Origin of the sequence: Paracoccus albus, assembly GCF_027913035.1 — a bacterium.
GTDB lineage: Bacteria > Pseudomonadota > Alphaproteobacteria > Rhodobacterales > Rhodobacteraceae > Paracoccus > Paracoccus albus.
Genome location: NZ_CP115775.1, coordinates 1,191,555 through 1,214,799 on the forward strand (window position 1 = coordinate 1,191,555; position 23,245 = coordinate 1,214,799).

Sequence of the window (23,245 nt, forward strand, 5' to 3'; positions counted from 1 at the left end):
TTAACGATCTGAGCAAGCAATAACTTTATCCGTCACCAAAGACGACAGGAGCGAGCCGATATGGAGATGCCAGCACCTGATACGGCGGTCATCGCCCGCCGCGATGCGGTTGCGGCGCGGTTGCGTCAGGCGCTTGGAGATCCAGCGGCCGTCATCACCGATCCGGTTGAGACGCGGGCCTATGAATGTGATGCGCTGTCGGCCTATCGCTGTCCTCCGCTTATGGTGGTTCTGCCCTCGACCACTGAAGAGGTGTCTGCCGTTCTGAGAATATGCAGTGAAGAGGGTGTGCCGGTCGTGCCGCGCGGCGCAGGGACAAGCCTTGCCGGCGGCTCTATGCCCACGGCGGATGCGGTGATTGTCGGGCTGGCGCGGATGAACAAGGTGCTGGAAATCAGCACTGATGACCGGCTGGTCCGGGTGCAGACAGGGCGCACCAATCTGTCGGTTACCGATGCGGTTGCCGGGCACGGTTTCTTTTACGCCCCCGATCCCTCCAGCCAGCTGGCCTGCGCGATCGGCGGCAATATCGCGATGAACTCCGGCGGGGCGCATTGCCTGAAATACGGGGTGACGACCAACAATCTGCTGGGCGCAACCGTCGTGCTGATGGATGGCGCGGTCGTCGAACTCGGCGGGCCGATGGGTGAAGGGCAGGGCCTTGACCTGCTGGGCGTTGTCTGCGGATCAGAAGGCCAGCTTGGCATCGTCAGCGAAGCCGTGCTGCGTATCCTGCCCCAGCCCGCTGGCGCCCGCCCGGTCCTGATTGCCTTCGACAGCCCGGTGACCGCCGGTGCCTGCGTGGCGGCGATCATCCGCTCCGGCGTGCTGCCGGTTGCCATCGAGTTCATGGACCGCCCCTGCATCGCCGCGACAGAAGATTTTTGCGGTGCGGGCTACCCCGATTGCGAGGCTTTGCTGATTGTAGAGGTGGAAGGCACAGAGCCGGAAATCGACGAGCAGCTATTCCTGATCCGGCAGATTGCGCAGCGCTTCGATCCGCTGGAGTTCCGCGAATCCCGCTCGGCACAGGAATCTCAGCGGATCTGGCTTGGACGCAAATCCGCCTTTGGCGCGATGGGGGTGATCAGCGATTATATGTGCCTTGATGGCACGATCCCGGTCAGCCAGCTTCCGCATGTGCTTGGGCGCATCGCCGAGCTTTCGCAGGAATGTGGTTTGGGCGTCGCCAACGTCTTTCATGCGGGCGACGGGAACATGCATCCGTTGATCCTCTATGACGCCAACAAACCCGGCGATCTGGAACGGTGCGAGGCGCTTGGCGCCGATATCCTGCGCCTGTGTGTCGAGGCCGGCGGATGCCTGACCGGCGAACATGGCGTCGGGGTCGAAAAGCGCGAATTGATGTCGGCGCAATACGATCCACCCGATCTGGAGATGCAGATGGCCGTCAAGGACGTCTTCGACCCTGAATGGATGCTGAATGCCGCAAAGGTGTTTCCTCTGGCCGTTTCAGCGCCGCGCCGGGGGCAGAATGCAGCCTGAGAATGAGGAAGAGCTTGCCGCGATCATTCGCGGATCGAATGGCCCATTGCGCGTGACGGGCGGCGGAACCCGTCTTTATCCGGGCGAGATGGGCGGCTCGCGGCTGGATATCAGCGCCATCGCCGGCATCACCCTTTATGAGCCAGAGGCGCTGACCCTTGTTGCCCGCGCCGGAACGCCGCTTGCTGACATTCAGGCGGCACTCGCCTCTGAAAACCAGATGCTGGCCTTCGAACCCGATCCGCGCGCGGGTTCCACAATCGGCGGCGTCGCTGCCGCCAACGCGTCCGGCCCGCGCCGCCTGTCTGCCGGGGCATGCCGCGACGCGATGCTGGGCGTGCGCTTCGTCACCGGCGCGGGTGAGGTGGTGAAGAATGGCGGCCGCGTCATGAAGAATGTGACCGGCTATGATCTGGTGAAACTGATGGCAGGCTCGCGCGGGAAACTGGGTGCGCTCACGGAAATTGCGCTGAAAACCGCGCCTGTGCCGCCCGCACGCGCCACGCTGTCGCTTAGCGGGCTGGATGACGCTCAGACCATCGCCGCGATGACAACGGCGCTGAGCGGCCCCAGCGACGTGATTGGCGCGGGCCGCTTGCCCGATGGGCGCGTGATCCTGCGGCTGGAAGGTTTGCCCGGCTCGGTCGAGTTGCGGGCCAAAGCGCTGAAACAGATGCTGAACAGCTATGGCGACGCAGAGTTGACCGAAGGCGATACCGATTTCGCCATTTTGCGCGATTTTGCGCAGAATGTGACCGTGCCACTCTGGCGGATCGTGCTGCGTCCGTCACAAGCCGCACCACTTCTGTCCCAGCTTCCAGGTCGCCATGCGGTTGACTGGGGCGGGGCTCTGATCTGGGCCGAGGCGCCGCCCGACTGGATGCCCGTCCTTCCGCCCGGCAGCCGCGCAACCCGCGTTGTGGGCGAGGCTGCATCCCTGCCCGAACCGGATGCCGTGACCACGCGTCTGAACGCCGGGCTTCGGACGAAATTCGATCCGCGCGGCGTTTTCGGGGGTGAGGCATGAAAACCGAATTTACAGCCGAACAGCTGACCGATCCCGGTCTGGCAGAGGCCAATAAAATCCTGCGGTCCTGCGTGCATTGTGGTTTCTGCACAGCCACTTGCCCGACATTCCTCATCCGCGGGGATGAACTCGACAGCCCGCGTGGCCGTATCTATCTGATGAAGGATATGCTGGAATCCGGTCGCCCCGCCGATGAAAAGACCGTCACCCATATCGACCGCTGCCTTGGCTGTCTGGCCTGCATGACGACCTGTCCCTCTGGCGTGCATTACGCGCATTTGCTGGAGGTCGGAAAGGCGCATATCGCCGCCACATATAAACGCCCGTGGCGAGACCGTGCGCTACGCTGGATGCTGGCGCGGGTTTTGCCGCATCAGGGTCGGTTCCGGCTGGCCATGCTGGGTGCAAAGCTGGCGCGGCCCTTCCGTCGGCTGATGCCGGATGCACGGCTGAGGGCGATGCTGGATATGGCCCCGCCCTCTCTGCCGCCGCGCAGCAAGAATGACGATGCGCAAACTTTCGCGCCGGTGACGGAAAAGCGCGCCCGCGTGGCCCTGATGATCGGCTGTGCGCAACAGGCGCTGAACACAGATATCAATGAAGCGACCATCCGCCTTCTGCGCCGCGCCGGATGCGAGGTCGTGATCCCGAAGGATTTCGGCTGCTGCGGTGCGATGACCCTGCATATGGGGCGTGAAGATGATGGCCGTGGCTCGGCCCGCGCCGCGATTGCTTCGCTGATCGCGGCTGATCGGGATGGCTCTCTGGATGCGGTGATCATCAATACATCGGGCTGCGGAACGACGATCAAGGATTACGGGCATCTTTTCGCGGGCGATGACATCGAAGCTGACGCCAACCGAATTGCCGCGCTTGCAAAGGATGTGACCGAATTCCTTGCAGCCCACGGGCTGCCGGAAACGATCCCGCAACCGGCGCGTGTGGCCTATCACTCTGCCTGCTCGCTTCAGCATGGCCAGCAGATCAAGGCCGCGCCGCAAAGCCTTCTGCGCAGCGCAGGATTTGAGGTGGTGGAGCCGGAAAATCCGCATCTCTGTTGTGGCTCTGCCGGCACCTACAATATGCTGCAGCCCGAACTTTCGGCGGAGTTGAAGCGCCGCAAGCTTGCCACGCTGGACGCCACCGCGCCGCAGATCATCGCGGCGGGCAATATCGGCTGCATGGTCCAGATCGGCTCCGGCACCGATACGCCCGTTGTTCATACGGTCGAGTTGCTTGACTGGGCCACCGGCGGGCCGAAACCGGCAGCACTGGGCGCTTGATCCCCGTCGCCGGTCGGCGCATGCCCATCCGCCGTGCGGTGTATATACGGATTATATACGCGATATAGACAGCATATTTACGCTTTATCTACGGCATATTCCGCAGCAATCGCCTCCCACGGTGGTAAGCTGAACGCAGAGCAGCATCGCCCACATCTCAGGCGACAGCCATAAGTAAATCACAATGCGCCCGTAACCCTTGAAACCGTCCCGATCCATCCCAGATTCAGGTCACGGGACGCCACAACGGGTCCTGCTTCACGCCGCCCGGTCATCCGGGGGCATTACATAGACATCGCTTCGAAAGGATGTACGACATGCGTAACTTTGATCGCGCACCGCTCTACCGTGCTTCGGTCGGCTTCGACCGTATGGCCGACCTGATGGACCGCGCCCTGTCCGCTGACAGCGCCACCCAGTCCTATCCCCCCTACAATATCGAAAAGACCGGCGACGATACCTACCGTATCTCTATCGCCGTGGCGGGCTTCGCCGCTGACGACCTGAATGTCGAGTTGCGCGACGGCTCTGTCATCGTCTCGGCCAAGAAGGCTGAAGAGGATGATTCGCGCACCTTCCTGCATCGCGGCATCGCCACCCGCGCCTTTGAGCGTCGGTTTACCTTGGCCGAACATATCCGCGTTGAAGGTGCATCGCATCAGGATGGTATGCTGCATATAGAGCTGATCCGCGAAGTGCCCGAGGCCCTGAAACCCCGCCGGATCGCGATTGATCGGGTGGAAGACAGCAAGCGCGTCGAGAAACTGGATTCGTAATCCTGTCGTCACGACAGAACGAAGGCGCGGGAAGATCCCGCGCCTTTTTTTGCGTCCCGCGACGGAGTGTTTTGGGATGCCTCTACAAACCCACCCGGAATCAAGGCGCAAAGCGCCGCCGGGCAGCGTCCGACCGCCCCCTCGGACGGACCCTTTGCTGCCCGTCCTCGCCGAACGCCCGTTCGGCGGGATGTCACCATAAACTGCGTCGCTCTACCCGCAGAGCGTCCACCCGCCGGCCTGACGCTGCCCTCTGTCACGCATGAGTTGGAAAGAGATCTTGCGGCGCTATCTGTCTTTCTTCCGGCTGCGCATCGCTGGTGCTGTTCTCTCAAGCTTGCACCGCCCGGCAACACGCATTAGCTCCCCACTCATGGAACCCATTCATATCATCGGTGCCGGTCTGGCCGGCTCAGAAGCTGCGTGGCAGATCAGCCGCGCGGGCGTCCCCGTCGTGCTGCACGAGATGAGACCAAATGTCGAAACATTCGCCCACAAGACCGGCGATTTCGCAGAAATGGTCTGCTCGAATTCCTTCCGCTCGGATGACGATCAGAACAACGCCGTGGGCCAGTTGCACTGGGAAATGCGGCAGGCAGGCGGGCTTATCATGGCGATGGCCGACCGTCACAAGCTGCCCGCGGGCGGTGCCTTGGCGGTAGATCGCGACGCGTTTTCCGCCGATGTGACTGCCGCGCTGCGGGCCGAGCCGCTGATCACGGTTGAAACCGGTGAAATCACCGCGCTGCCCGCTGACGGCCGCTGGATCATCGCCACCGGCCCGCTGACTTCGGCGGCTCTGGGCGACGCGATCCGGGCCGAGACCGGGGCCGATGCGCTTGCCTTTTTCGATGCCATCGCGCCCATCGTCTATGCCGATACGATTGATATGGACATCGCCTGGCGGCAATCACGCTATGACAAGGGCGAGACCGAGGAAGAGCGCACGGCCTATATCAACTGCCCGATGAACAAGGCGGAGTATGAGGGTTTCATCGATGCGCTTCTGTCCGCCGACAAGACCGAGTTCCATGAGGGCGAGACCGCCGGTTATTTCGATGGCTGCCTGCCCATTGAAGTGATGAGCGAACGGGGCCGCGAAACCCTGCGCCACGGGCCGATGAAGCCGGTCGGGCTGACCAATACGCATAAGCCGGATGAAAAGCCATATGCGGTGGTGCAGCTGCGTCGGGATAACGCGCTCGGGACACTCTATAATATCGTCGGGTTCCAGACCAAGATGAAATACGGCGCGCAAACCGATGTTTTCCGTATGATTCCCGGCCTGCAGAATGCCAGCTTCGCGCGGCTCGGCGGTATCCATCGCAACAGCTTCCTGAACTCGCCCACGCTGCTGGACGACCGGATGCGGCTGCGCTCGCGTCCGAACCTGCGCTTTGCCGGGCAGGTGACGGGGGTCGAGGGCTATGTCGAAAGCGCCGCGATGGGGCTGCTGGCCGGGCGCATGGCCGCCGCCGAGGCAAAGGGGCGCGATCTAGCGCCGCCGCCAGGCACGACGGCAATGGGTGCGCTGATCCATCACATCACCGGCGGGGCCGAGGCAAAGACCTTCCAGCCCATGAATGTGAATTTCGGGCTGTTTCCCCCGGTTGAGGCCAAGGGCGGCAGGCGGGGCCGCAAGGACCGCTATCCGGCCTATACCAATCGTGCGAAAGAAGATTTTACCGCATGGCTGGCCGGGGCGTGACGCGCACGCGCTTTGCACCCTCGCCCACGGGGCTGCTGCATCTGGGTCATGCGTTTTCGGCGCTCGTCTCGGCAGGGAAGGCCAGTCCCGGCCAGTTCCTGCTGCGGATCGAGGATATCGACCGCGACCGCTGCAAGCCGGAATTCGAGGCGGCGATATTCGAGGATCTGGCCTGGCTCGGTCTGGAATGGCGCCAGCCGGTGATGCGGCAATCTGACCGTATGGCGGTTTATCGGGATGCGCTGTCTTATCTTGGCGATCTCGGCGTGACCTATCCCTGTTCCTGCACGCGAGGCGACATCAAGGCGGCGCTTTCGGCCCCGCAGGAGGGCGCGTTGATTCACGGCCCGGATGGGCTGATCTATCCCGGAACATGCCGGGGGCGGTCGATGCGTGATCTGCGTGAGGACGACGTGATACGTCTTGATGCGGGCCGCGCCTTTGATCTGATCCGCGACAACATGCTGAGCTTTCGCGACGGTCGCGCGCAGGTTCTTGGCCGTGACGCTTTCCTGAGCGGGATCGGGGACGTGATCCTTGCGCGGCGGGGGATGGGGACGTCTTATCATTTGTCGGTTGTGCTGGACGATGCGGCGCAGGGGATCGGGTTGGTGACGCGCGGGCTGGATCTGTTCGATTCGACCTGGATTCATGTACTGCTGCAACGGCTGCTGGATCTGGAAGCGCCGGACTATCACCACCACCGGCTGATCCGGGATGAGGACGGCAAGCGATTGGCCAAACGCGACGATGCGCGGAGCCTGCGAGAGTTGCGCGGGCAGGGGCTGAGCGCGGCGGAAATCAGGGCGTTGGTCGGAATGTGAAACCGGCCCGGAATCAAGGGCGATGCCCACCGGGTCAGCGGCCGACCGTCCCTTGGGCGGCGGTTGGCGCGGAAAAGCGGTTCGGCAAGCTTGCACGATAAAGCGCCCCGCCCCTACGCTTGCAGCGGCAACCCACAGTTGATCGCTGGCCCTCTCTCAGTTGCAAGGGCCGTATCAGCCTATCCTGCCATCGGCTCCATTATCTCGACCTCTTCCCCCTCGCGCACTGCGGTATAAAAGCAGCTTCGCCGGTTCGTGTGACAAGCCGGCCCTTCCTGTTCCACCAGCATTAGCAGACAATCCCGATCGCAGTCCACGCGCATCTCGACCAGCTTTTGCACATGACCAGAGCTTTCGCCCTTGATCCAGAAACTCTGCCGCGACCGGGACCAGTATGTCACCCGCCCAGACTCCAGCGTCCGCGCAACGGATTCGGCGTTCATCCAAGCCATCATCAGCACTTCGCCGCTGCTCGCGTCCTGAGCGATGGCGGGGATCAGCCCGTTTGCGTCGAAGCGCAGCGTGGAAGGATCGAACATCGGGTTTCCTTTCAACCTGTCGATGCCTATCTAGACATTCAGTCAGCCGGGGAAAACCATGTCCGACGCAGATATGATGCAACTTTATTCCAAGCGTATTCTCGCATTGGCGGCCGATATCCCGCATCTGGGCAAGATCGAGGATGCGCAGGGCAGCGCCATGAAGCGTTCGCCGCAATGCGGATCGACGGTGACGGCGCATGTCCGGCTGCAAGATGGCCGCATCGCGGGTTTCGGGCAAGAGGTGAGGGCCTGCGCCCTTGGTCAGGCCTCGGCGGGGGTCCTGGGGCAGGGCGTCATGGGTGCCACCCGCGAAGAGATCGCCAAGGGTGCGGAACAACTGCGTGCCATGCTGAAAGAGGCCGGGCCGGTGCCGGACGCGCCATGGGATGGGCTGGAGGTGTTGATTCCGGCGCGCGAATACCCCAACCGCCACGCCTCGATCTTGCTAAGCTGGCATGCGGCACTGGATGCTATTGATCAGGCTGACGTCCAATCAACGGCGCAGCGTTAGGAGAGGAGAAATAGCTGAAAGTTGGTGATGGCCCCTGAGGGGCGGCATATCATGGCGGTGTTCAAGACGCCGTCAATTCTCGTAGAGAAAGGGATATGCCACATGAGAGAAGATACCATCACCGGCTTGCCTGATCCATCCGGATTTTCCGCCGATCCGCTCACCGACCTGATCCGGTCTGGAGCGCGGCAATTGATCGAACAGGCGCTTGAGGCTGAGCTTGGCGCGTTGCTTGCGCAGTTTGCCGATGACAGGACACCGATGGGGCATGCTCGGGTCGTCCGACATGGCCACTTGCCAGAGCGCGAGGTCATGACCGGCGTCGGCCCTGTGGCCGTGAAAGTGCCGCGCGTTCGGGACCGCGGTGAGCAGGCTGAGAAGGTGCGCTTCACCTCGTCGATCCTGCCGCCGTATCTACGCAAGGCCAAATCCGTCGAGGAATTGCTGCCCTGGCTCTATTTGAAGGGCATTTCCACGGGTGATTTCCAGGAAGCCCTGGCCGCGCTGCTTGGCCCGACTGCGGCTGGCCTGTCATCCACCACGATTTCGCGCCTCAAAGCCGACTGGTGGGAGGATTATGCACGTTGGCAGAAACGCGACCTCAGTGCCCGGCGCATCGTCTATGTCTGGGCGGACGGCGTGTATTTCCAGCCACGAATGGAAGAGAAACAATGCGTCCTGGTTCTCATTGGCGCGGATGAATGGGGTCGAAAGGAAATTCTGGGCCTGACGGACGGCTTATCGGGAAAGCACCCAGAGCTGGCGTGAGCTGCTCCTCGATCTCAAGCGACGCGGCCTTTCTCACGCACCCGATCTGGCCGTTGGCGACGGCGCACTCGGGTTCTGGGCAGCCCTGCGCGAGGTGTTTGGAGACCCCTGTGAACAGCGCTGCTGGTTCCACAAAACCGGAAATGTCCTGAATGCGATGCCCAAGTCGGTCCAGGCCAAAGCCAAGGGCCATCTGCATGATATCTGGCAGGCGGAGACGAAGGCCGAGGCCAACGCTGCCTTCGACTTCTTCGTCGAAACCTACGGTGTGAAATACGAAAAGGCGGTGGCCAAGCTGGTCAAGGACCGCGAGGGGCTACTTGCTTTCTATGACTTCCCTGCGGAACACTGGAAACATATCAGGACAACCAACCCCATCGAAAGCACCTTCGCCACCGTCCGTCACCGAACCGGCAAAACCAAGGGCTGCTTGAGCCGCAAAACCGGGCTGGCAATGGCGTTCAAACTGATGATGTCAGCGCAGGGCAAATGGCGAAAACTCGACGGATCAAACCGCATGCCTGAGATCATTCAGGGCATTGCATTCATCGACGGCATCAAGCAACTTCAACCGGCCGCCTGATAACGCCGTCACCAACTTTCGGGCATAGCTCGCTGCGGTATTCGCCCCATTCGATGGGCCGCTTGCCGCGGTGGAAGCTGGTAGTGCCCTTCCATTGGTTTGCTCCGCTGTAATGAGTGGAAAGGGATCAGCGCTACAAGTAAATAGCGGATGGAGATTCCTGTCGACTCTGACAAAACAGCTATACGGTGCCGCGAATCGCATCAGCTAAACAAATGCCCCCGCGGCGGTGCCGCAAGGGCGCACTCGCTAACACAAACTAATTACCGCAGGCTTACTGCGCCGTAATAGTCGCCATCACCAGCTCCTCATCCACCCGGATCGGCCCATCCTCTGTCGCGCCGAGTGTGTATTCGAAGGCTCCGGTCGTCTCGCCGCCCTCTTCGCCATGGACCATCAGCATCAGCATGTCACCGCTGGCGACCTCTTCGGTCAGGATGGCGGCGACGTCGCTGGTTTCGCCCATGCGGATGGGGGCGTAGCCGACGACGGGGCCGGGCTGCATTTCGGCATCGGTGCGGTGCACGACCATCCAGCCATTGGCGGGTGCGACAATGCGCGTGGCGCTGACGACGCCATTGCTGACGTCCTGATCGGCGGCTTCGACCATCGGGGTCATTGCATCCTGCGCGAACGCAGCGCCGGTGCCGAGAATTGCGATAGCGGTCGTCAGTGTCAGAATTTTCATAACTATACTCCGTCAAAAGGCTGGCCGTTATTGGACAGCTTGACGAAGGGACGGCGCGCAGGCGGCGAAAGTTGCGGCGATCACGGGGTCGTGAAGGCAACTATTTCCTGCCGCCACCCATCGGGAACCACATGCCCAGCCAGATATCGAACCAGGCATTCTGCCAGTCGCGGATCATCTGGTTCTGGGCCTTGTGCATCTCGGCCATCATCTGCCCGCGCGAGGCGCCGGCGATGCTGTTCGCTGTGGAAAGCCAAACACTCATCCAGGGATTCTTCATAACGATCTCCGGCTTAAATTGAGGCCATCGCAGTTACGCAGATGCAGGCGGCAAAATCAACGGCTATGAGGGAAGAGTTATGTGCATCCTCATATGCAGCGCAAGCATCGGCGAAAAATCCAAGAAAATGCTTGTCACCACGGGCAAAGGCGCATATAGGCACGGCTTCATCACGAAACTCCACCGGATCAAGGGTGGCCCGCAATGCGGGGCTCTCCGGTGATGTTGAAAGGAAGAAGCGCAATGAAAGCGCAGGAATTGAAAGAAAAAACGCCCGAGCAGCTGAATGAGCAGCTCGTCGCGCTGAAAAAGGAAGCGTTCAATCTGCGCTTCCAGCAGGCCACCGGCCAGCTCGAATCGACTGCACGTATGCGCAGCGTCCGCCGTGACGTGGCCCGCGTGAAGACCGTTCTGAACCAGAAAGCGGCAGAAGCCGCCTCGTCGAAGTAAGGGGACCGATATGCCCAAACGCATCCTGCAAGGCAAAGTCGTCTCGGACAAGAACGAGCAGACCGTAACCGTTCTGGTGGAACGCCGCTTCAAGCACCCGCTGCTGCACAAGACCGTGCGTTCGTCGAAGAAATACCGCGCCCATGACGCGGATAACGCATTCAAGGTCGGTGACACCGTTCGTATCGTCGAATGTGCGCCGGTCTCGAAGACCAAACGCTGGACCGTTCTGACGGATGACGCAGCCGCGTCGGCCTGAGGTCCAGTAATATTCGAAACCCTGGGGCGGCATGCATCGCCGTCCCCAAAGGTCGGGAGTAAACCATGATCCAGATGCAAACCAATCTGGATGTAGCTGACAACTCCGGCGCTCGCCGGGTGCAGTGCATCAAGGTTCTGGGTGGTTCGCACCGTCGCTATGCGTCGGTGGGCGACATCATTGTCGTTTCCGTTAAGGAAGCCATCCCGCGTGGTCGCGTGAAGAAAGGTGACGTCCGCAAGGCCGTCGTCGTGCGCACCGCCAAAGAAGTGAAACGCGAAGACGGCACCTCGATCCGCTTCGACCAGAACGCCGCCGTCATCCTGAACAACCAGGGCGAACCGGTCGGCACCCGTATCTTCGGGCCGGTCGTGCGCGAGCTGCGCGCGAAGAACTTCATGAAGATCATCTCGCTCGCTCCGGAGGTGCTGTAATGGCTGCCAAGCTGAAAAAAGGCGACAAGGTCGTCGTCCTTGCCGGCAAGGACAAGGGCAAGCAGGGTGAGATCACGCAGGTTCTGCCGAAAGACGGCAAGGCTGTCGTCGACGGCGTGAACATCGCGCTGCGTCACACCCGTCAGTCGCAGAATTCGCAGGGCGGCCGTGTTCCCAAGAACATGCCGATCGACCTGTCGAACCTGGCTCTGCTGGACAAGAACGGCAAAGCGACCCGCGTCGGCTTCCGCGAGGAAGACGGCAAGAAGGTCCGTTTCGCCAAGACCACGGGAGACGTTATCTGATGCTGGACCAAGCACAATACACCCCGCGCCTGAAGTCGGCATACAAGGACAAGGTCCGTGCCGCACTGAAGGAAGAGTTCGGCTATAAGAACGACATGCAGATCCCGCGTCTGGACAAGATCGTCCTGAACATGGGCATCGGCGAGGCCGTCAAGGACACCAAGAAGGTCAAGCAAGGCGCGGATGAGTTGTCGCTGATCGCCGGTCAGAAAGCCGTGATCACGAAGGCAAAGAAGTCCATCGCCGGCTTCCGCGTCCGTGAAGAAATGCCGCTGGGTGCCAAGGTAACCCTGCGCGGCGACCGGATGTACGAATTCCTGGATCGTCTGATCAACATCGCGCTGCCCCGCGTCCGCGACTTCCGCGGTGTTAAAGGCACGGCTTTCGACGGCCGCGGCAACTATGCCATGGGCCTGAAAGAGCACATCGTTTTCCCGGAAATCAACTTCGACAAGGTCGACGAAGTTCTGGGGATGGATATCATCATCTGCACCACCGCGAAGACCGACGCGGAAGCGAAATCGCTGTTGAAGCAATTCAACATGCCGTTCAACAGCTGATCGCGGAGGGAAAGAAGATATGGCTAAGAAATCCATGATCGAGCGCGAGAAGAAGCGCGAACGTCTCGTCAAGCAATACGCCGAAAAGCGTGCCGAACTGAACGAGATCATCCACGATCAAGAGCGTCCGATGGAAGAGCGCTTCAAGGCTACGCTGAAGCTGGCCGAACTGCCGCGCAACTCTTCGGCGACGCGCCTGCACAACCGGTGCCAGCTGACCGGCCGTCCGCATGCGTATTACCGCAAACTGAAACTCAGCCGGATCATGCTGCGCGAGCTTGGTGCTCAGGGCGCGATCCCGGGCCTGGTCAAATCGAGTTGGTAAGGGGGCGACAATGAATATGAACGATCCTCTCGGCGATATGCTGACCCGTATCCGCAACTCGCAGTTGCGCGGCAAATCGACCGTCCGCTCGCCGTCCTCCAAGCTGCGCGCCTGGGTTCTGGATGTGCTGCAGGCCGAAGGCTATATCCGCGGCTATGAAGAAGTCACCACCGAGGCCGGCCATACAGAGCTGGAAATCTCGTTGAAATACTTCGAAGGCCAGCCGGTTATCCGCGAACTCGCCCGTGTGTCCAAGCCGGGTCGCCGCGTCTATGCCGGTGCCAAGGAAATCCCGCAGGTCCGTCAGGGTCTGGGCGTTTCCATCGTCTCGACGCCGAAAGGCGTGATGTCGGATGCAAATGCACGTAACGCCAATGTCGGCGGTGAAGTGCTCTGCACCGTATTCTAAGGAGGGCAGGATGTCTCGTATTGGTAAAAAACCGGTCGAACTGCCCAAGGGTGTGACGGCCGAGATCAAAGGTCAGACGATCGAGGTGAAGGGTCCGAAAGGCACCCGCAGCTTCACCGCGAATGACGATGTCGAACTGAAACTGGAAGAGGGCAACGTTGTCGTTTCCCCGCGTGGCTTGTCCAAGCGTGCGCGCCAGCAATGGGGTATGACCCGCTCTATGGTTGCCAATCTGGCGACTGGCGTGTCGGAAGGCTTCAAGAAAGAGCTGGAAATCCAGGGCGTCGGCTATCGTGCGCAGATGCAGGGCAAAACCCTGAAGCTGTCGCTTGGTTATTCGCATGAGGTGAATTTCGAAACGCCCGACGGCGTGACGATCACCGCACCGAAGCAGACCGAAGTCGTTGTGGAAGGTATCGACCAGCAGCTTGTTGGTCAGGTTGCCGCGAATATTCGCGAGTGGCGCGCGCCGGAGCCCTATAAGGGCAAGGGCATCCGCTACAAGGGCGAGTATGTCTTCCGCAAGGAAGGCAAGAAGAAGTAAGGGGCGCGAAAATGGCACTGAAAAAGAGAGATCTGTTCCTCAAGCGCCGCCTGCGCAACCGGAACAAACTGCGCGCGGAAGGCTCTGGCCGCCCGCGTCTGTCCGTCCACCGTTCGTCCAAGAACATCTCTGTCCAGCTGATCGACGACGTCCAGGGCCGCACCCTGGCCGCTGCCTCGACACTGGAAAAAGATCTTGGCGTCGTGGGCAAGAACAACGTCGAGGCTGCCGCCAAGGTCGGCGCAGCCATCGCGGAACGTGCGAAAAAGGCCGGTGTCGAAGAAGTCGTCTTCGACCGTGGCGGTTTCCTGTTCCACGGCAAGATCAAGGCGCTTGCCGACGCAGCCCGCGAAGGCGGTCTGAAATTCTAAGACCCGTGGGCGGCGTTCGCGCCGTCCCGATGATCCGGGGGCAGGGGCCTTGTGCTGTCCTGCCCACCTGGATTGAGCCAAACGGCGCGAAGCTGCGCCACCACTGAAAGGATGCCTTATGGCAGAACGTGAAAACCGTCGGGGCCGTCGCGAAGACCGCGATGAAACCCCGGAATTCGCCGATCGCTTGGTTGCGATCAACCGTGTGTCGAAGACCGTCAAGGGTGGTAAGCGCTTCGGCTTCGCCGCTCTGGTCGTTGTCGGCGACCAGCGGGGCCGTGTCGGCTTCGGCAAGGGCAAAGCCAAAGAGGTGCCGGAAGCGATCCGCAAGGCAACCGAACAAGCCAAGCGCAACATGGTCCGCGTGCCGCTGCGCGATGGCCGCACGCTGCACCACGACATCGAAGGTCGCCACGGTGCGGGCCGCGTCGTGATGCGCACCGCGGTTCCGGGCACCGGGATCATCGCCGGTGGTCCGATGCGCGCCGTGTTCGAGATGCTGGGTGTTCAGGACGTCGTTGCGAAATCGCTGGGTTCGCAGAACCCTTACAACATGATCCGCGCCACGCTGGACGGTCTGAAGTCCGAGGCTTCGCCCCGTTCGGTTGCGCAGCGTCGTGGCAAGAAAGTTGCCGACATCCTGCCCAGCCAGGAAAAGGCACCCGAAGCGACTGTCGGCACCGACGCCACCGTCACCTCGGCTGAAGCGTAAGGAGAGGCAACAATGGCTAAAACCATCGTCGTCAAGCAGATCGGCTCGCCGATCCGCCGCCCCGCCATCCAGCGTGAGACGCTGAAGGGCCTGGGCCTGAACAAGATGAACCGCACGCGCGAGCTGGAAGATACGCCGGCTATCCGCGGCATGGTCGCCAAGATCCCGCATCTTGCCGTGATCATCGAAGAAAAGAACTGATGAACAGGCCGGGGCGACCCGGCCTTTTCTTTGAGCCGACCGGCCAGTCTGGCAGCCTCTGCGCCTGCAGTTGCGGGATGTCGCAAGGTCGGTTTCACTTCGGCATGCGATTGCAGGATTTTGTTTCATGGCCGAGGATATATTCCCGGATAAGCGCCCTCCTATTCGTGCCCTTGGCGATGCGCCGCCGGTTTCGAACGACTGGCGTGTTCCCGACTTGGTAGAGAGGGCAACGAATTACGGCAACCAGGTGGCCGTCATGCCGCACATGCCGAAAGAACTGCTACGTTTCCTGCACCTTAAGCTTTATGAATCGGCGCGGATGCGCAAACGCGCCAGATGGCCGGGCGGCGGGTTCTTGAACTGGGCCCTTGGCGAGGGAGAGCCGGACTATATCCATTGCGCGGGCTCTCACTTGCGCCAGATTCTTGAAGTGCTCTCTGTCGAGCCGCCGGCAAATATTGAGAGGATGGCTCAATATGCCCTTTCCGTCGGTTGGGCGCAGCAGGCCTATGACCGGCTCTGCGATGAGATGGGCGTCAAGAAGACCCGTTTCTGAGGTTTCCCTGCGCAACCTGCAGCACCATCCGGGCGTTGGGTCGGATATTCAGTGCAGGTATTTCCAATGACCCAAAAAACAAAGAACGGTCGGGCCGAACCGATCGAGAAGGAACCCGAAAGCGCAGCGGAGGAGGCAGAGCAGGCCGAGGTTGAGGCGACGATGGAAGTCGCGCGCCACGCAGATCATCCCGCAATCAAGGTGCTAGGCTTCATCAGTGAGATTTCGGATCAGCCGCCGGCATTTACGCTTGCGACAGTTGCGGGACTAGCTGGATTTCTCGCCGGGAAACCTCGTCTGACAGAGGCCGGGTTGCGCTGCTTTGCAGCGCTTGCCGTGGCCACTGCCGCAAAATCCATGGTGAAAGCCAGCGTCACCCGGACGCGACCTTTCATGCTACGCGAACATGGGCATTACGACCGGCGAAAGGGTGGGCCAAATGACGGGCCGTGGAACTCTTTTCCTTCGGGTCATACCGCCAATGCTGTCGCGGTCGCGCGCGCAATTTCGCGGGTTTATCCGCAGGCCCGCGCGCCTGCTTTTGCCGCTGCCGCCGCGATAGGCGCGATACAGGTGCCAAGGGCCAGCCACTATCCAAGCGATGTTGTCGCCGGTGCAGCCGTCGGCTTTGCGGCGGAGGCACTTGTCCATCGGCTTTGGCCGGAGGAAAGTGAAAAAAACGAAGTGATCTGAGGATGGAAACATGCCACGGATAGCGCAGCTTAACTAAAGAACTGCTGAACGTGTCTTCATCGCGTGGTATTAATCGGCTCTGGGAAGATCGTTACGAAAAAAATCGCTGGTTAACACGCATACTACAACACCCAGAGCCGATCGGATGGGATCGCCCCCAAATGCCAGTATCTGCGCTGAAACGGGCGTGGCCCGCCGGATCATCCTTAACTCAGCATCTTAGCGGGTCGGCAGTCCGCAGGTTCTCAGATGGATATTGTTATATCATTGATCTTCTGCATTGGCAATAATCCGCCTATGAAATATTTGTAAAATGTTAACTGACATCGGAAATTGTGACTCATGTGGGATGACATTGTGACGAGTCGTTGGTGACGTACGCTCGCATTTGTGGGCATTCCCGCGCTTGACCGCAGCTTCGTTTGACTATAGGTCACGCCGGTGCCGTTCGGGTACTGATTCAACAAGAAAGAAATGCCGCGTTCGTCCCCTTTCGCTTCATGGGGCGTTTCCGGCTTAGGAGAAGCGATATGAAACTGCATGAAATCCGCGACAATGAAGGCGCGAACCGCAAGAAAAAGCGCGTCGCCCGTGGCCCCGGTTCCGGCAAGGGCAAGACCGCTGGCCGTGGTATCAAGGGTCAGACCTCGCGTTCGGGTGTTGCGCTGAACGGTTACGAAGGCGGCCAGATGCCGCTGTACCGCCGCCTGCCGAAGCGCGGCTTCACGGCGCCGAACACCAAGAAATACGCTGTCGTCAATCTGGGCCAGATCCAGTCCTTCATCGACGCTGGCAAGCTGGACGCCAAGAAAGCCGTGTCCGAAGATGCGCTGCTGGAAGCTGGCGTTATCCGCCGCAAGCTGGACGGTGTGCGCGTTCTGGGCAAGGGCGAGTTGAAAGCGAAGCTGGACCTGACGGTCGCCGGTGCATCCAAATCGGCTGTTGAAGCCATCGAAAAGGCTGGCGGCAAGATCACCCTGACCGCTCCTGCACGCGAAGAAGCAGCGGCCGAGTGATTGTGCTTGTGAGGGGGCGCTGCTCCCCTTACATACTGCACCGAGTTTCCTTTAGCGCCGCGGGGTCTCAACCAGATCCGGCGGCGCAGTCATGATACGACCCGCGAATTGGGGGCAAATATGGCGTCAGCCGCAGAACAGATGGCCGCAAACCTCTCTTGGGGGGCATTGGGCAAGGCCACGGAACTACGTCAGCGAATCTGGTTTACGCTTGGTCTGCTGATCATCTATCGCCTCGGCACCTATATCCCGGTCCCCGGCATTGACGGGCAGGCGCTCCGCGACTTTATGGAGCAGGCGCAGGCGGGCATTGGTGGCATCCTGTCGATGTTTACCGGCGGCGCGCTTGGGCGGATGGGCGTGTTCGCGCTCGGCATCATGCCGTATATCTCTGCCTCGATCATCGTTCAGCTTCTGGCATCCATGGTGCCCGCGCTTGAGCAGATGAAGAAAGAGGGTGAGCAGGGGCGCAAGAAGATCAACCAATACACGCGCTATGCCACCGTGGCACTGGCGCTGTTCCAGGCCTACGGTCTTGCCCGTTCTCTGGAGGCGGGCGGTCTGGCCCATGATCCGGGATTCTTCTTCCAGGCTTCGGTGGTGATCACGCTGGTCGGCGGCACCATGTTCCTGATGTGGCTGGGCGAACAGATCACCGCCCGCGGCATCGGCAACGGTATCTCACTGATCATCTTTGTCGGTATCGTGGCGGAAATCCCCGGCGCGTTGGCGCAGTTCTTCAGCCAAGGCCGTTCGGGCGCGATCTCGACCCCGGTTATCATCGGCATTATCGTGATGGTTATTGCTGTGATCACCTTTGTGGTGTTCATGGAACGCGCCTTGCGCAAGATCACCATTCAGTATCCGCGCCGTCAGGTTGGCATGAAGGTCTATGACGGTCAGTCGTCTCACCTGCCGATCAAGGTTAACCCGGCAGGCGTTATCCCGGCGATCTTCGCATCCTCGCTGCTGCTGCTGCCGGTCACGATCTCTACCTTTTCGGGCAATCAGACCGGGCCGGTCATGTCGACGATCCTTGCCTATTTCGGCCCTGGTCAGCCGCTGTATCTGCTGTTCTTCGCAGGCATGATCATCTTCTTCTCGTTCTTCTATACCCATAACGTCGCCTTCAAAGCCGACGACGTGGCAGAGAACCTGAAAAATCAGGGCGGTTTCATTCCCGGCATCCGTCCCGGCAAGAAGACCGAGGGTTATCTGGAATATGTCGTTAACCGCGTTTTGACGATCGGTTCGCTGTATCTTGCTGCCGTCTGTCTGCTGCCAGAAGTCGTTCGCAGCCAGTTCGCCGTGCCGTTCTACTTTGGCGGGACCTCTGTGCTGATTGTCGTCTCTGTGACGATGGATACGATCAACCAGGTGCAAAGCCACTTGCTCGCGCATCAATATGAAGGTCTGATCGAGAAGTCGCAGCTGCGTGGCAAACGCAAGCCTGGCGACAAGCCGAGAAAACGTAAGGCACCGTCGCGCCGCTGACGCGACGGTAACCACTAGATAAGGGAAGAGGGACCCCCCATGACAGTGAACATCATCCTTCTGGGACCACCCGGCGCGGGCAAGGGAACGCAGGCACGCCGGTTGGTTGAGGAGCGGGGGCTGGTCCAGCTTTCGACCGGGGACATGCTGCGCGAAGCACGCTCTTCCGGAACAGAGATGGGCAAAGTCGTCGCGGAGGTGATGGATAAGGGTCAGCTTGTCACGGATGAGATCGTCATCGGGCTGATCCGCGAAAAGCTGGAAACGACAGATGCGCCGGGCTTCATCTTCGACGGTTTCCCGCGGACGCTGGCGCAGGCCGATGCGCTTGGCGATCTGCTAGGCGGGATGGGCCAGAAGGTTGATGGCGTGGTCGAGATGCGGGTGGATGACGAAGCACTCGTCGAACGTATCTCTGGCCGCTACACTTGCGGAAATTGCGGCGAGGTCTATCACGACAAGACCAAGCCGACGCAGAAGGAAGGTGTCTGCGATGTCTGTGGTTCGACGGATCTGCGCCGCCGTGCCGATGACAATGCCGAAAGCCTGAAAACGCGGCTGCTCGAATATTACAAGAAAACCTCGCCGCTGATCGGTTACTACTATGCCAAGGGCAACCTTCACCCGGTTGATGGCATGGCCGCCGTCGAAGATGTCGCGGGTCAGATGGCGTCGGTGGTTGAAGGGCTGTAAGCCGCATCTTCTGCACGGGATCGGGCGGGGAAAAATAGCGTGGAATAAGAATCTTGCCGAATGGTTGACAAGGTTCCGTTCCACCACTATTTGCAAGCAGCCCGAAAGGGGAATCACCATTCTGGTGAACTGGCTGAGGCCCGAAAGCAAATTTCGGGCCTTTGGTTGTGAAAAAAGGTTCCGGTGCTACGGAACCGCAACATGAAAAGGATAACGCGTGGCTCGTATTGCTGGCGTCAATATTCCGACGGGGAAACGTGTCCCCATCGCACTGACCTATATCCACGGGATCGGCCCTCATTTCGCCGGTCAGATCATTGAGGCTGTCGGCATCGACCCGACCCGCCGCGTCAATGAGCTGTCCGACGCAGAAGTGCTGCAGATCCGCGAATATATCGACGCAAACCTGACCGTTGAAGGTGACCTGCGTCGTGAGAACCAGATGAACGTCAAGCGTCTGATGGATCTGGGCTCTTATCGTGGCCTGCGCCACCGCCGGGGCCTGCCGGTCCGCGGTCAGCGCACCCATACCAATGCCCGCACCCGCAAGGGCCCGGCGAAACCGATCGCCGGCAAGAAGAAGTAAGGAGGCAGGCAGATGGCACGTGATAAGGTGCGCACCAAGCGCAAAGAGCGTAAGAACATCGCCGCTGGTGTGGCGCATGTGAACAGCTCGTTCAACAACACCAAGATCCTGATCTCCGACGTTCAGGGCAACGCAATCGCATGGTCCTCGGCCGGCACCATGGGCTTCAAGGGTTCGCGCAAATCGACCCCTTACGCCGCCCAGATGGCCGCCGAAGATGCTGGCAAGAAGGCACAGGACCACGGCGTCCGCACGCTGGAAGTCGAAGTTCAGGGTCCCGGCTCTGGTCGTGAATCCGCGCTTCGTGCTCTGGCAGCGGTCGGTTTCAACATCACGGCGATCCGTGACGTGACCCCGATTGCCCATAACGGCTGCCGTCCGCCCAAGCGCCGCCGCGTCTGATCGGACCTGATTTTCCCGTTCGCGCCCCCAATCGGCGGCGCGGACGGGTCTTTTCGTATTTCACCTCGGGCGTTTCGATTACTGGTCATGGGATCGGAACAGGTATGGAGGCAAACGCATGATCCATAAAAACTGGGCAGAGCTGATCAAGCCCGCGCAACTCGACATCAAGACTGGTGCCGATGCGACCCGCACTGCCACGGTCACTGCCGAACCGCTGGAGCGGGGCTTTGGCCTGACGCTTGGCAACGCGCTGCGCCGTGTGCTGCTCTCCTCGCTGCAGGGCGGGGCAATCACTTCGGTGCAGATCGATAACGTGCTGCACGAATTTTCGTCCGTCGCCGGCGTTCGTGAGGACGTGACCGACATCGTCCTGAACCTCAAGGGCGTCACGCTGAAAATGGATGTCGAAGGTACCAAGCGCCTGACGCTTTCGGCCAAGGGGCCGGGCGAGGTGAAGGCTGGTGACATTCAGGAAACGGCCGGGATCACTATCCTGAACCGCGACCATGTCATCTGCCATCTGGATGACGGCGCTGACCTGAATGTCGAACTGACCGTCGCCACCGGCAAGGGCTATGTCGCCGCCGACAAGAACCGTCCGGAAGATGCGCCCATCGGTCTTATTCCGATCGACGCGATCTTCTCGCCGGTCAAGCGCGTCAGCTATGAAGTCACGCCGACCCGCGAAGGTCAGGTGCTGGACTATGACAAGCTGACCATGAAGGTCGAAACCGACGGCTCGCTGACACCGGAAGACGCCGTGGCCTATGCCGCCCGTATCCTTCAGGATCAGCTGTCCGTCTTCGTGAACTTCGACGAGCCGGAAGCCGCACGCGCGCAAAGCGACGATGACGGTCTGGAATTCGATCCGCGTCTGCTGAAGAAGGTGGACGAGCTAGAATTGTCGGTCCGTTCGGCAAACTGCCTGAAGAACGACAATATCGTCTATATCGGCGACCTGATCCAGAAAACCGAAGCCGAGATGCTGCGCACCCCGAACTTCGGCCGCAAGTCGCTGAACGAGATCAAGGAAGTGCTTTCGGGCATGGGCCTGCATCTGGGTATGGATGTCGTCGATTGGCCGCCGGAGAATATCGAGGATCTGGCCAAGCGTTTCGACGACCAGTTCTAAGACCGGGCAGGGTGCGTTTCGGCGCACCCGCCTGAATTCGGGCATTCCGCCCCAAGGAGAGTGGCCCGCACGCATGGGCCGCCAGACAAAGCAAAAGACGTTAAAGGAGAAACATCATGCGTCACGCTCGCGGTTATCGCCGTCTTAATCGTACCCACGAACACCGCAAGGCGCTGTTCGCCAACATGGCTGGTTCGCTGATCGAACATGAACAGATCAAGACGACCCTGCCAAAAGCCAAAGAACTGCGCCCGATCGTTGAAAAACTGATCACGCTGGCCAAACGCGGCGACTTGCACGCACGCCGTCAGGCTGCCTCGCAGCTGAAGCAGGACCAGCACGTCGCCAAACTGTTTGAAGTTCTGGGCGAGCGCTACAAGGACCGTCAGGGCGGCTATGTCCGCGTTCTGAAAGCCGGCTTCCGCTATGGCGACATGGCACCGATGGCGATCATCGAACTGGTCGACCGTGATCTGGATGCCAAGGGTGCTGGTGATCGCGCCCGTGTCGAGGCCGAAGATTCCGCCGAAGACTGATTCGTCACTAATTCCTAAAACGCCCCGCTTGCCAAGTTGCAGCGGGGCGTTTTTCGTTCCGGAACGGGCTATAAAAATTAGTTTATTTACAAAACCATGCGTGGTTTTTGTCGTCAATTATAGTTTTTTTAGCGGTTTCACTGGCTTATGAGGTAGTTTAAGATAGAAACTACACCTTGTGATTGTGTGCTAGAAATTTACTTCACTTAACGGCAGAAAACGTCCATTCTTCAATAACTCTGAAAATTGAACTGAAAAATACCCCAACATGCCCTCAAGAGCCGAAGTAGCTGCCCTGTTAGCAAAACTGAATCCATTGGCGCCGACAGGTTATTTTATCGGGCTACACATTCGGTTTGCGGCTCCGATTATGCAGTTTCAAACCTATCCGCAGGAATGGTCCGACCATTATTCGAACAAGGCTTATGCGCTGCGTGATCCGACGATCGCCTGGGGTTTTTCGACCACCGGGTCTGTCAGGTGGTCGGCGCTGCCCGTGCCAGACCCGTTCGGCATCATCGAAGATGCGGCGAAGTTCGGTCTGAAATACGGCGTGGCGATATCTGCGGGTCCAATAAGTTCGCGCACCATTGCAGGTTTCACGCGTGACGATCGTGAGTACACCGACGTCGAGATCGAGGAAATCCTGGTGATCATCCGATTGCTGCACGACATCACTGAACCCCCGGATAGCTTGACGAAGGCTCAGATTGAGGCCCTTCGCTGTATTGCGGATGGTGATCGTCATGCCGCAGCAGCTGCAAAGCTTGGCATAACGGAAAGCGCGTTCAAAGCCCGACTTATCTCTGCAAGAGAAAGGTTAATGGCGAGAACCACTGCCGAGGCACTACAAAGAGCCAAGGAATACCGCCTTTTGTAAAATTTCTATCTTGGCCGCGTCCTGGTTATTCAATTTTTCCCGATGGGAATTCGCTGGACGTCCATGCAGAGCTTAACAAAGCGGTGAACATTGATGTGTGTGAATACATGCTGAGCCATATTGGGCAGATCGATGTAAACTAGCCGCGTTGGTAAAGCCTTTGTGTGATTAAGGGAAAAGCTTAG

General features: G+C 60.0%; 31 protein-coding genes and 1 pseudogene. 29 read left to right on the forward strand and 3 right to left on the reverse strand.

Annotated elements, in window-relative coordinates:
* Window positions 1-60 precede the first annotated feature (60 nt).
* The 6 genes from PAF20_RS05925 to gluQRS all read left to right on the forward strand — a co-directional run bounded on the left by PAF20_RS05925 (window position 61) and on the right by gluQRS (window position 7,124).
* Window positions 61-1,506, forward strand: a complete 1,446-nt coding sequence (locus PAF20_RS05925; protein ID WP_271072790.1) for an FAD-linked oxidase C-terminal domain-containing protein — start codon at window positions 61-63, stop codon at window positions 1,504-1,506.
* Entirely contained in the window at window positions 1,496-2,533 is a 1,038-nt protein-coding gene (locus PAF20_RS05930; protein WP_271072791.1) for an FAD-binding protein, read from the forward strand. Before PAF20_RS05925 ends, PAF20_RS05930 begins: the two co-directional genes overlap by 11 nt.
* Window positions 2,530-3,816 carry a glycolate oxidase subunit GlcF gene (glcF, locus tag PAF20_RS05935; protein WP_271072792.1) on the forward strand — a complete coding sequence of 429 codons (1,287 nt, stop codon included), beginning with the start codon at window positions 2,530-2,532 and terminating at the stop codon, window positions 3,814-3,816. The genes PAF20_RS05930 and glcF overlap by 4 nt, the downstream gene beginning before the upstream one ends.
* A gap of 317 nt (window positions 3,817-4,133) precedes the next feature.
* Window positions 4,134-4,592, forward strand: coding sequence for an Hsp20 family protein (locus PAF20_RS05940; protein WP_271072793.1), 459 nt, complete (start codon window positions 4,134-4,136; stop codon window positions 4,590-4,592).
* 373 nt (window positions 4,593-4,965) lie between these two features.
* Window positions 4,966-6,300, forward strand: a complete 1,335-nt coding sequence (trmFO, locus tag PAF20_RS05945; protein ID WP_271072794.1) for a methylenetetrahydrofolate--tRNA-(uracil(54)-C(5))-methyltransferase (FADH(2)-oxidizing) TrmFO — start codon at window positions 4,966-4,968, stop codon at window positions 6,298-6,300.
* Window positions 6,282-7,124, forward strand: a complete 843-nt coding sequence (gene gluQRS, locus PAF20_RS05950; protein ID WP_271072795.1) for a tRNA glutamyl-Q(34) synthetase GluQRS — start codon at window positions 6,282-6,284, stop codon at window positions 7,122-7,124. Before trmFO ends, gluQRS begins: the two co-directional genes overlap by 19 nt.
* Window positions 7,125-7,303: 179 nt before the next feature.
* On the opposite strand, the gene hisI is transcribed toward gluQRS, so the two are convergent.
* Window positions 7,304-7,663 carry a phosphoribosyl-AMP cyclohydrolase gene (gene hisI / locus PAF20_RS05955; RefSeq protein WP_271072796.1) on the reverse strand — a complete coding sequence of 120 codons (360 nt, stop codon included), beginning with the start codon at window positions 7,661-7,663 and terminating at the stop codon, window positions 7,304-7,306.
* 58 nt (window positions 7,664-7,721) lie between these two features.
* Here hisI and PAF20_RS05960 point away from each other — a divergent pair, with 58 nt between their 5' ends.
* The gene (locus tag PAF20_RS05960; protein ID WP_271072797.1) at window positions 7,722-8,177 is read left to right on the forward strand and encodes an iron-sulfur cluster assembly scaffold protein; all 456 of its coding nucleotides are present in this window, start codon (window positions 7,722-7,724) and stop codon (window positions 8,175-8,177) included.
* Between the two features lie 102 nt (window positions 8,178-8,279).
* Window positions 8,280-9,528 (forward strand): annotated as a pseudogene (locus tag PAF20_RS05965) (IS256 family transposase).
* 274 nt (window positions 9,529-9,802) lie between these two features.
* Here PAF20_RS05965 and PAF20_RS05970 read toward each other — a convergent pair.
* Window positions 9,803-10,216 (reverse strand): DUF7282 domain-containing protein, encoded by a 414-nt coding sequence (locus PAF20_RS05970; RefSeq protein WP_271072798.1) that lies wholly within the window; start codon window positions 10,214-10,216, stop codon window positions 9,803-9,805.
* A gap of 100 nt (window positions 10,217-10,316) precedes the next feature.
* Entirely contained in the window at window positions 10,317-10,481 is a 165-nt protein-coding gene (locus PAF20_RS05975; RefSeq protein ID WP_271072799.1) for a hypothetical protein, read from the reverse strand.
* 258 nt (window positions 10,482-10,739) lie between these two features.
* Here PAF20_RS05975 and rpmC point away from each other — a divergent pair, with 258 nt between their 5' ends.
* The 21 genes from rpmC to PAF20_RS06080 all read left to right on the forward strand — a co-directional run bounded on the left by rpmC (window position 10,740) and on the right by PAF20_RS06080 (window position 23,060).
* Window positions 10,740-10,946 (forward strand): 50S ribosomal protein L29, encoded by a 207-nt coding sequence (gene rpmC, locus PAF20_RS05980; RefSeq protein ID WP_271072800.1) that lies wholly within the window; start codon window positions 10,740-10,742, stop codon window positions 10,944-10,946.
* A gap of 10 nt (window positions 10,947-10,956) precedes the next feature.
* Window positions 10,957-11,205 carry a 30S ribosomal protein S17 gene (gene rpsQ / locus PAF20_RS05985; RefSeq protein WP_271072801.1) on the forward strand — a complete coding sequence of 83 codons (249 nt, stop codon included), beginning with the start codon at window positions 10,957-10,959 and terminating at the stop codon, window positions 11,203-11,205.
* Between the two features lie 65 nt (window positions 11,206-11,270).
* Window positions 11,271-11,639, forward strand: a complete 369-nt coding sequence (rplN, locus tag PAF20_RS05990; RefSeq protein ID WP_036703723.1) for a 50S ribosomal protein L14 — start codon at window positions 11,271-11,273, stop codon at window positions 11,637-11,639.
* Window positions 11,639-11,944: a 50S ribosomal protein L24 gene (gene rplX / locus PAF20_RS05995; RefSeq protein WP_147095529.1), complete on the forward strand. Its 306-nt coding sequence runs from the start codon at window positions 11,639-11,641 to the stop codon at window positions 11,942-11,944. The genes rplN and rplX overlap by 1 nt, the downstream gene beginning before the upstream one ends.
* Entirely contained in the window at window positions 11,944-12,504 is a 561-nt protein-coding gene (gene rplE / locus PAF20_RS06000) for a 50S ribosomal protein L5 (protein ID WP_271072802.1), read from the forward strand. Before rplX ends, rplE begins: the two co-directional genes overlap by 1 nt.
* A gap of 19 nt (window positions 12,505-12,523) precedes the next feature.
* Entirely contained in the window at window positions 12,524-12,829 is a 306-nt protein-coding gene (gene rpsN, locus PAF20_RS06005; protein ID WP_271072803.1) for a 30S ribosomal protein S14, read from the forward strand.
* Window positions 12,830-12,839: 10 nt separating this feature from the next.
* A complete protein-coding gene (gene rpsH, locus PAF20_RS06010) occupies window positions 12,840-13,238 on the forward strand; it encodes a 30S ribosomal protein S8 (RefSeq protein WP_271072804.1) in 399 nt (132 codons plus the stop codon).
* Window positions 13,239-13,248: 10 nt separating this feature from the next.
* Entirely contained in the window at window positions 13,249-13,782 is a 534-nt protein-coding gene (gene rplF / locus PAF20_RS06015) for a 50S ribosomal protein L6 (protein WP_271072805.1), read from the forward strand.
* A gap of 11 nt (window positions 13,783-13,793) precedes the next feature.
* Window positions 13,794-14,153: a 50S ribosomal protein L18 gene (gene rplR, locus PAF20_RS06020; RefSeq protein ID WP_271072806.1), complete on the forward strand. Its 360-nt coding sequence runs from the start codon at window positions 13,794-13,796 to the stop codon at window positions 14,151-14,153.
* A gap of 118 nt (window positions 14,154-14,271) precedes the next feature.
* Window positions 14,272-14,865 carry a 30S ribosomal protein S5 gene (gene rpsE, locus PAF20_RS06025; RefSeq protein WP_271072807.1) on the forward strand — a complete coding sequence of 198 codons (594 nt, stop codon included), beginning with the start codon at window positions 14,272-14,274 and terminating at the stop codon, window positions 14,863-14,865.
* A gap of 12 nt (window positions 14,866-14,877) precedes the next feature.
* The gene (rpmD, locus tag PAF20_RS06030) at window positions 14,878-15,066 is read left to right on the forward strand and encodes a 50S ribosomal protein L30 (protein WP_271072808.1); all 189 of its coding nucleotides are present in this window, start codon (window positions 14,878-14,880) and stop codon (window positions 15,064-15,066) included.
* Window positions 15,067-15,193: 127 nt separating this feature from the next.
* Window positions 15,194-15,625: a hypothetical protein gene (locus PAF20_RS06035; protein ID WP_271072809.1), complete on the forward strand. Its 432-nt coding sequence runs from the start codon at window positions 15,194-15,196 to the stop codon at window positions 15,623-15,625.
* 66 nt (window positions 15,626-15,691) lie between these two features.
* On the forward strand, window positions 15,692-16,318 hold the full coding sequence (locus tag PAF20_RS06040; RefSeq protein ID WP_271072810.1) for a phosphatase PAP2 family protein: 627 nt from the start codon (window positions 15,692-15,694) through the stop codon (window positions 16,316-16,318).
* A 530-nt stretch (window positions 16,319-16,848) separates the two neighbouring features.
* Window positions 16,849-17,334, forward strand: coding sequence for a 50S ribosomal protein L15 (gene rplO / locus PAF20_RS06045; RefSeq protein ID WP_271072811.1), 486 nt, complete (start codon window positions 16,849-16,851; stop codon window positions 17,332-17,334).
* 120 nt (window positions 17,335-17,454) lie between these two features.
* Complete coding sequence (gene secY / locus PAF20_RS06050; protein WP_271072812.1) at window positions 17,455-18,828, forward strand: preprotein translocase subunit SecY; 1,374 nt, start codon at window positions 17,455-17,457, stop codon at window positions 18,826-18,828.
* 39 nt (window positions 18,829-18,867) lie between these two features.
* Entirely contained in the window at window positions 18,868-19,521 is a 654-nt protein-coding gene (locus tag PAF20_RS06055) for an adenylate kinase (protein WP_271072813.1), read from the forward strand.
* A 217-nt stretch (window positions 19,522-19,738) separates the two neighbouring features.
* On the forward strand, window positions 19,739-20,107 hold the full coding sequence (rpsM, locus tag PAF20_RS06060) for a 30S ribosomal protein S13 (protein ID WP_271072814.1): 369 nt from the start codon (window positions 19,739-19,741) through the stop codon (window positions 20,105-20,107).
* A gap of 12 nt (window positions 20,108-20,119) precedes the next feature.
* The gene (rpsK, locus tag PAF20_RS06065; RefSeq protein WP_271072815.1) at window positions 20,120-20,509 is read left to right on the forward strand and encodes a 30S ribosomal protein S11; all 390 of its coding nucleotides are present in this window, start codon (window positions 20,120-20,122) and stop codon (window positions 20,507-20,509) included.
* A gap of 118 nt (window positions 20,510-20,627) precedes the next feature.
* Window positions 20,628-21,644, forward strand: a complete 1,017-nt coding sequence (locus PAF20_RS06070) for a DNA-directed RNA polymerase subunit alpha (RefSeq protein WP_271072816.1) — start codon at window positions 20,628-20,630, stop codon at window positions 21,642-21,644.
* 116 nt (window positions 21,645-21,760) lie between these two features.
* Window positions 21,761-22,180, forward strand: a complete 420-nt coding sequence (rplQ, locus tag PAF20_RS06075; RefSeq protein ID WP_271072817.1) for a 50S ribosomal protein L17 — start codon at window positions 21,761-21,763, stop codon at window positions 22,178-22,180.
* A gap of 268 nt (window positions 22,181-22,448) precedes the next feature.
* Complete coding sequence (locus PAF20_RS06080) at window positions 22,449-23,060, forward strand: autoinducer binding domain-containing protein (protein WP_271072818.1); 612 nt, start codon at window positions 22,449-22,451, stop codon at window positions 23,058-23,060.
* The last annotated feature ends 185 nt before the right edge of the window (window positions 23,061-23,245 follow it).

Coding starts and splice junctions, on each gene's coding strand:
- PAF20_RS05925 (WP_271072790.1), top strand. CDS start 61: ATGGAGATGCCAGCACCTGATACGGCGGTCATCGCCCGCCGCGATGCG.
- PAF20_RS05930 (WP_271072791.1), top strand. CDS start 1,496: ATGCAGCCTGAGAATGAGGAAGAGCTTGCCGCGATCATTCGCGGATCG.
- glcF (WP_271072792.1), top strand. CDS start 2,530: ATGAAAACCGAATTTACAGCCGAACAGCTGACCGATCCCGGTCTGGCA.
- PAF20_RS05940 (WP_271072793.1), top strand. CDS start 4,134: ATGCGTAACTTTGATCGCGCACCGCTCTACCGTGCTTCGGTCGGCTTC.
- trmFO (WP_271072794.1), top strand. CDS start 4,966: ATGGAACCCATTCATATCATCGGTGCCGGTCTGGCCGGCTCAGAAGCT.
- gluQRS (WP_271072795.1), top strand. CDS start 6,282: ATGGCTGGCCGGGGCGTGACGCGCACGCGCTTTGCACCCTCGCCCACG.
- hisI (WP_271072796.1), bottom strand. CDS start 7,663: ATGTTCGATCCTTCCACGCTGCGCTTCGACGCAAACGGGCTGATCCCC.
- PAF20_RS05960 (WP_271072797.1), top strand. CDS start 7,722: ATGTCCGACGCAGATATGATGCAACTTTATTCCAAGCGTATTCTCGCA.
- PAF20_RS05970 (WP_271072798.1), bottom strand. CDS start 10,216: ATGAAAATTCTGACACTGACGACCGCTATCGCAATTCTCGGCACCGGC.
- PAF20_RS05975 (WP_271072799.1), bottom strand. CDS start 10,481: ATGAGTGTTTGGCTTTCCACAGCGAACAGCATCGCCGGCGCCTCGCGC.
- rpmC (WP_271072800.1), top strand. CDS start 10,740: ATGAAAGCGCAGGAATTGAAAGAAAAAACGCCCGAGCAGCTGAATGAG.
- rpsQ (WP_271072801.1), top strand. CDS start 10,957: ATGCCCAAACGCATCCTGCAAGGCAAAGTCGTCTCGGACAAGAACGAG.
- rplN (WP_036703723.1), top strand. CDS start 11,271: ATGATCCAGATGCAAACCAATCTGGATGTAGCTGACAACTCCGGCGCT.
- rplX (WP_147095529.1), top strand. CDS start 11,639: ATGGCTGCCAAGCTGAAAAAAGGCGACAAGGTCGTCGTCCTTGCCGGC.
- rplE (WP_271072802.1), top strand. CDS start 11,944: ATGCTGGACCAAGCACAATACACCCCGCGCCTGAAGTCGGCATACAAG.
- rpsN (WP_271072803.1), top strand. CDS start 12,524: ATGGCTAAGAAATCCATGATCGAGCGCGAGAAGAAGCGCGAACGTCTC.
- rpsH (WP_271072804.1), top strand. CDS start 12,840: ATGAATATGAACGATCCTCTCGGCGATATGCTGACCCGTATCCGCAAC.
- rplF (WP_271072805.1), top strand. CDS start 13,249: ATGTCTCGTATTGGTAAAAAACCGGTCGAACTGCCCAAGGGTGTGACG.
- rplR (WP_271072806.1), top strand. CDS start 13,794: ATGGCACTGAAAAAGAGAGATCTGTTCCTCAAGCGCCGCCTGCGCAAC.
- rpsE (WP_271072807.1), top strand. CDS start 14,272: ATGGCAGAACGTGAAAACCGTCGGGGCCGTCGCGAAGACCGCGATGAA.
- rpmD (WP_271072808.1), top strand. CDS start 14,878: ATGGCTAAAACCATCGTCGTCAAGCAGATCGGCTCGCCGATCCGCCGC.
- PAF20_RS06035 (WP_271072809.1), top strand. CDS start 15,194: ATGGCCGAGGATATATTCCCGGATAAGCGCCCTCCTATTCGTGCCCTT.
- PAF20_RS06040 (WP_271072810.1), top strand. CDS start 15,692: ATGACCCAAAAAACAAAGAACGGTCGGGCCGAACCGATCGAGAAGGAA.
- rplO (WP_271072811.1), top strand. CDS start 16,849: ATGAAACTGCATGAAATCCGCGACAATGAAGGCGCGAACCGCAAGAAA.
- secY (WP_271072812.1), top strand. CDS start 17,455: ATGGCGTCAGCCGCAGAACAGATGGCCGCAAACCTCTCTTGGGGGGCA.
- PAF20_RS06055 (WP_271072813.1), top strand. CDS start 18,868: ATGACAGTGAACATCATCCTTCTGGGACCACCCGGCGCGGGCAAGGGA.
- rpsK (WP_271072815.1), top strand. CDS start 20,120: ATGGCACGTGATAAGGTGCGCACCAAGCGCAAAGAGCGTAAGAACATC.
- PAF20_RS06070 (WP_271072816.1), top strand. CDS start 20,628: ATGATCCATAAAAACTGGGCAGAGCTGATCAAGCCCGCGCAACTCGAC.
- rplQ (WP_271072817.1), top strand. CDS start 21,761: ATGCGTCACGCTCGCGGTTATCGCCGTCTTAATCGTACCCACGAACAC.
- PAF20_RS06080 (WP_271072818.1), top strand. CDS start 22,449: ATGCCCTCAAGAGCCGAAGTAGCTGCCCTGTTAGCAAAACTGAATCCA.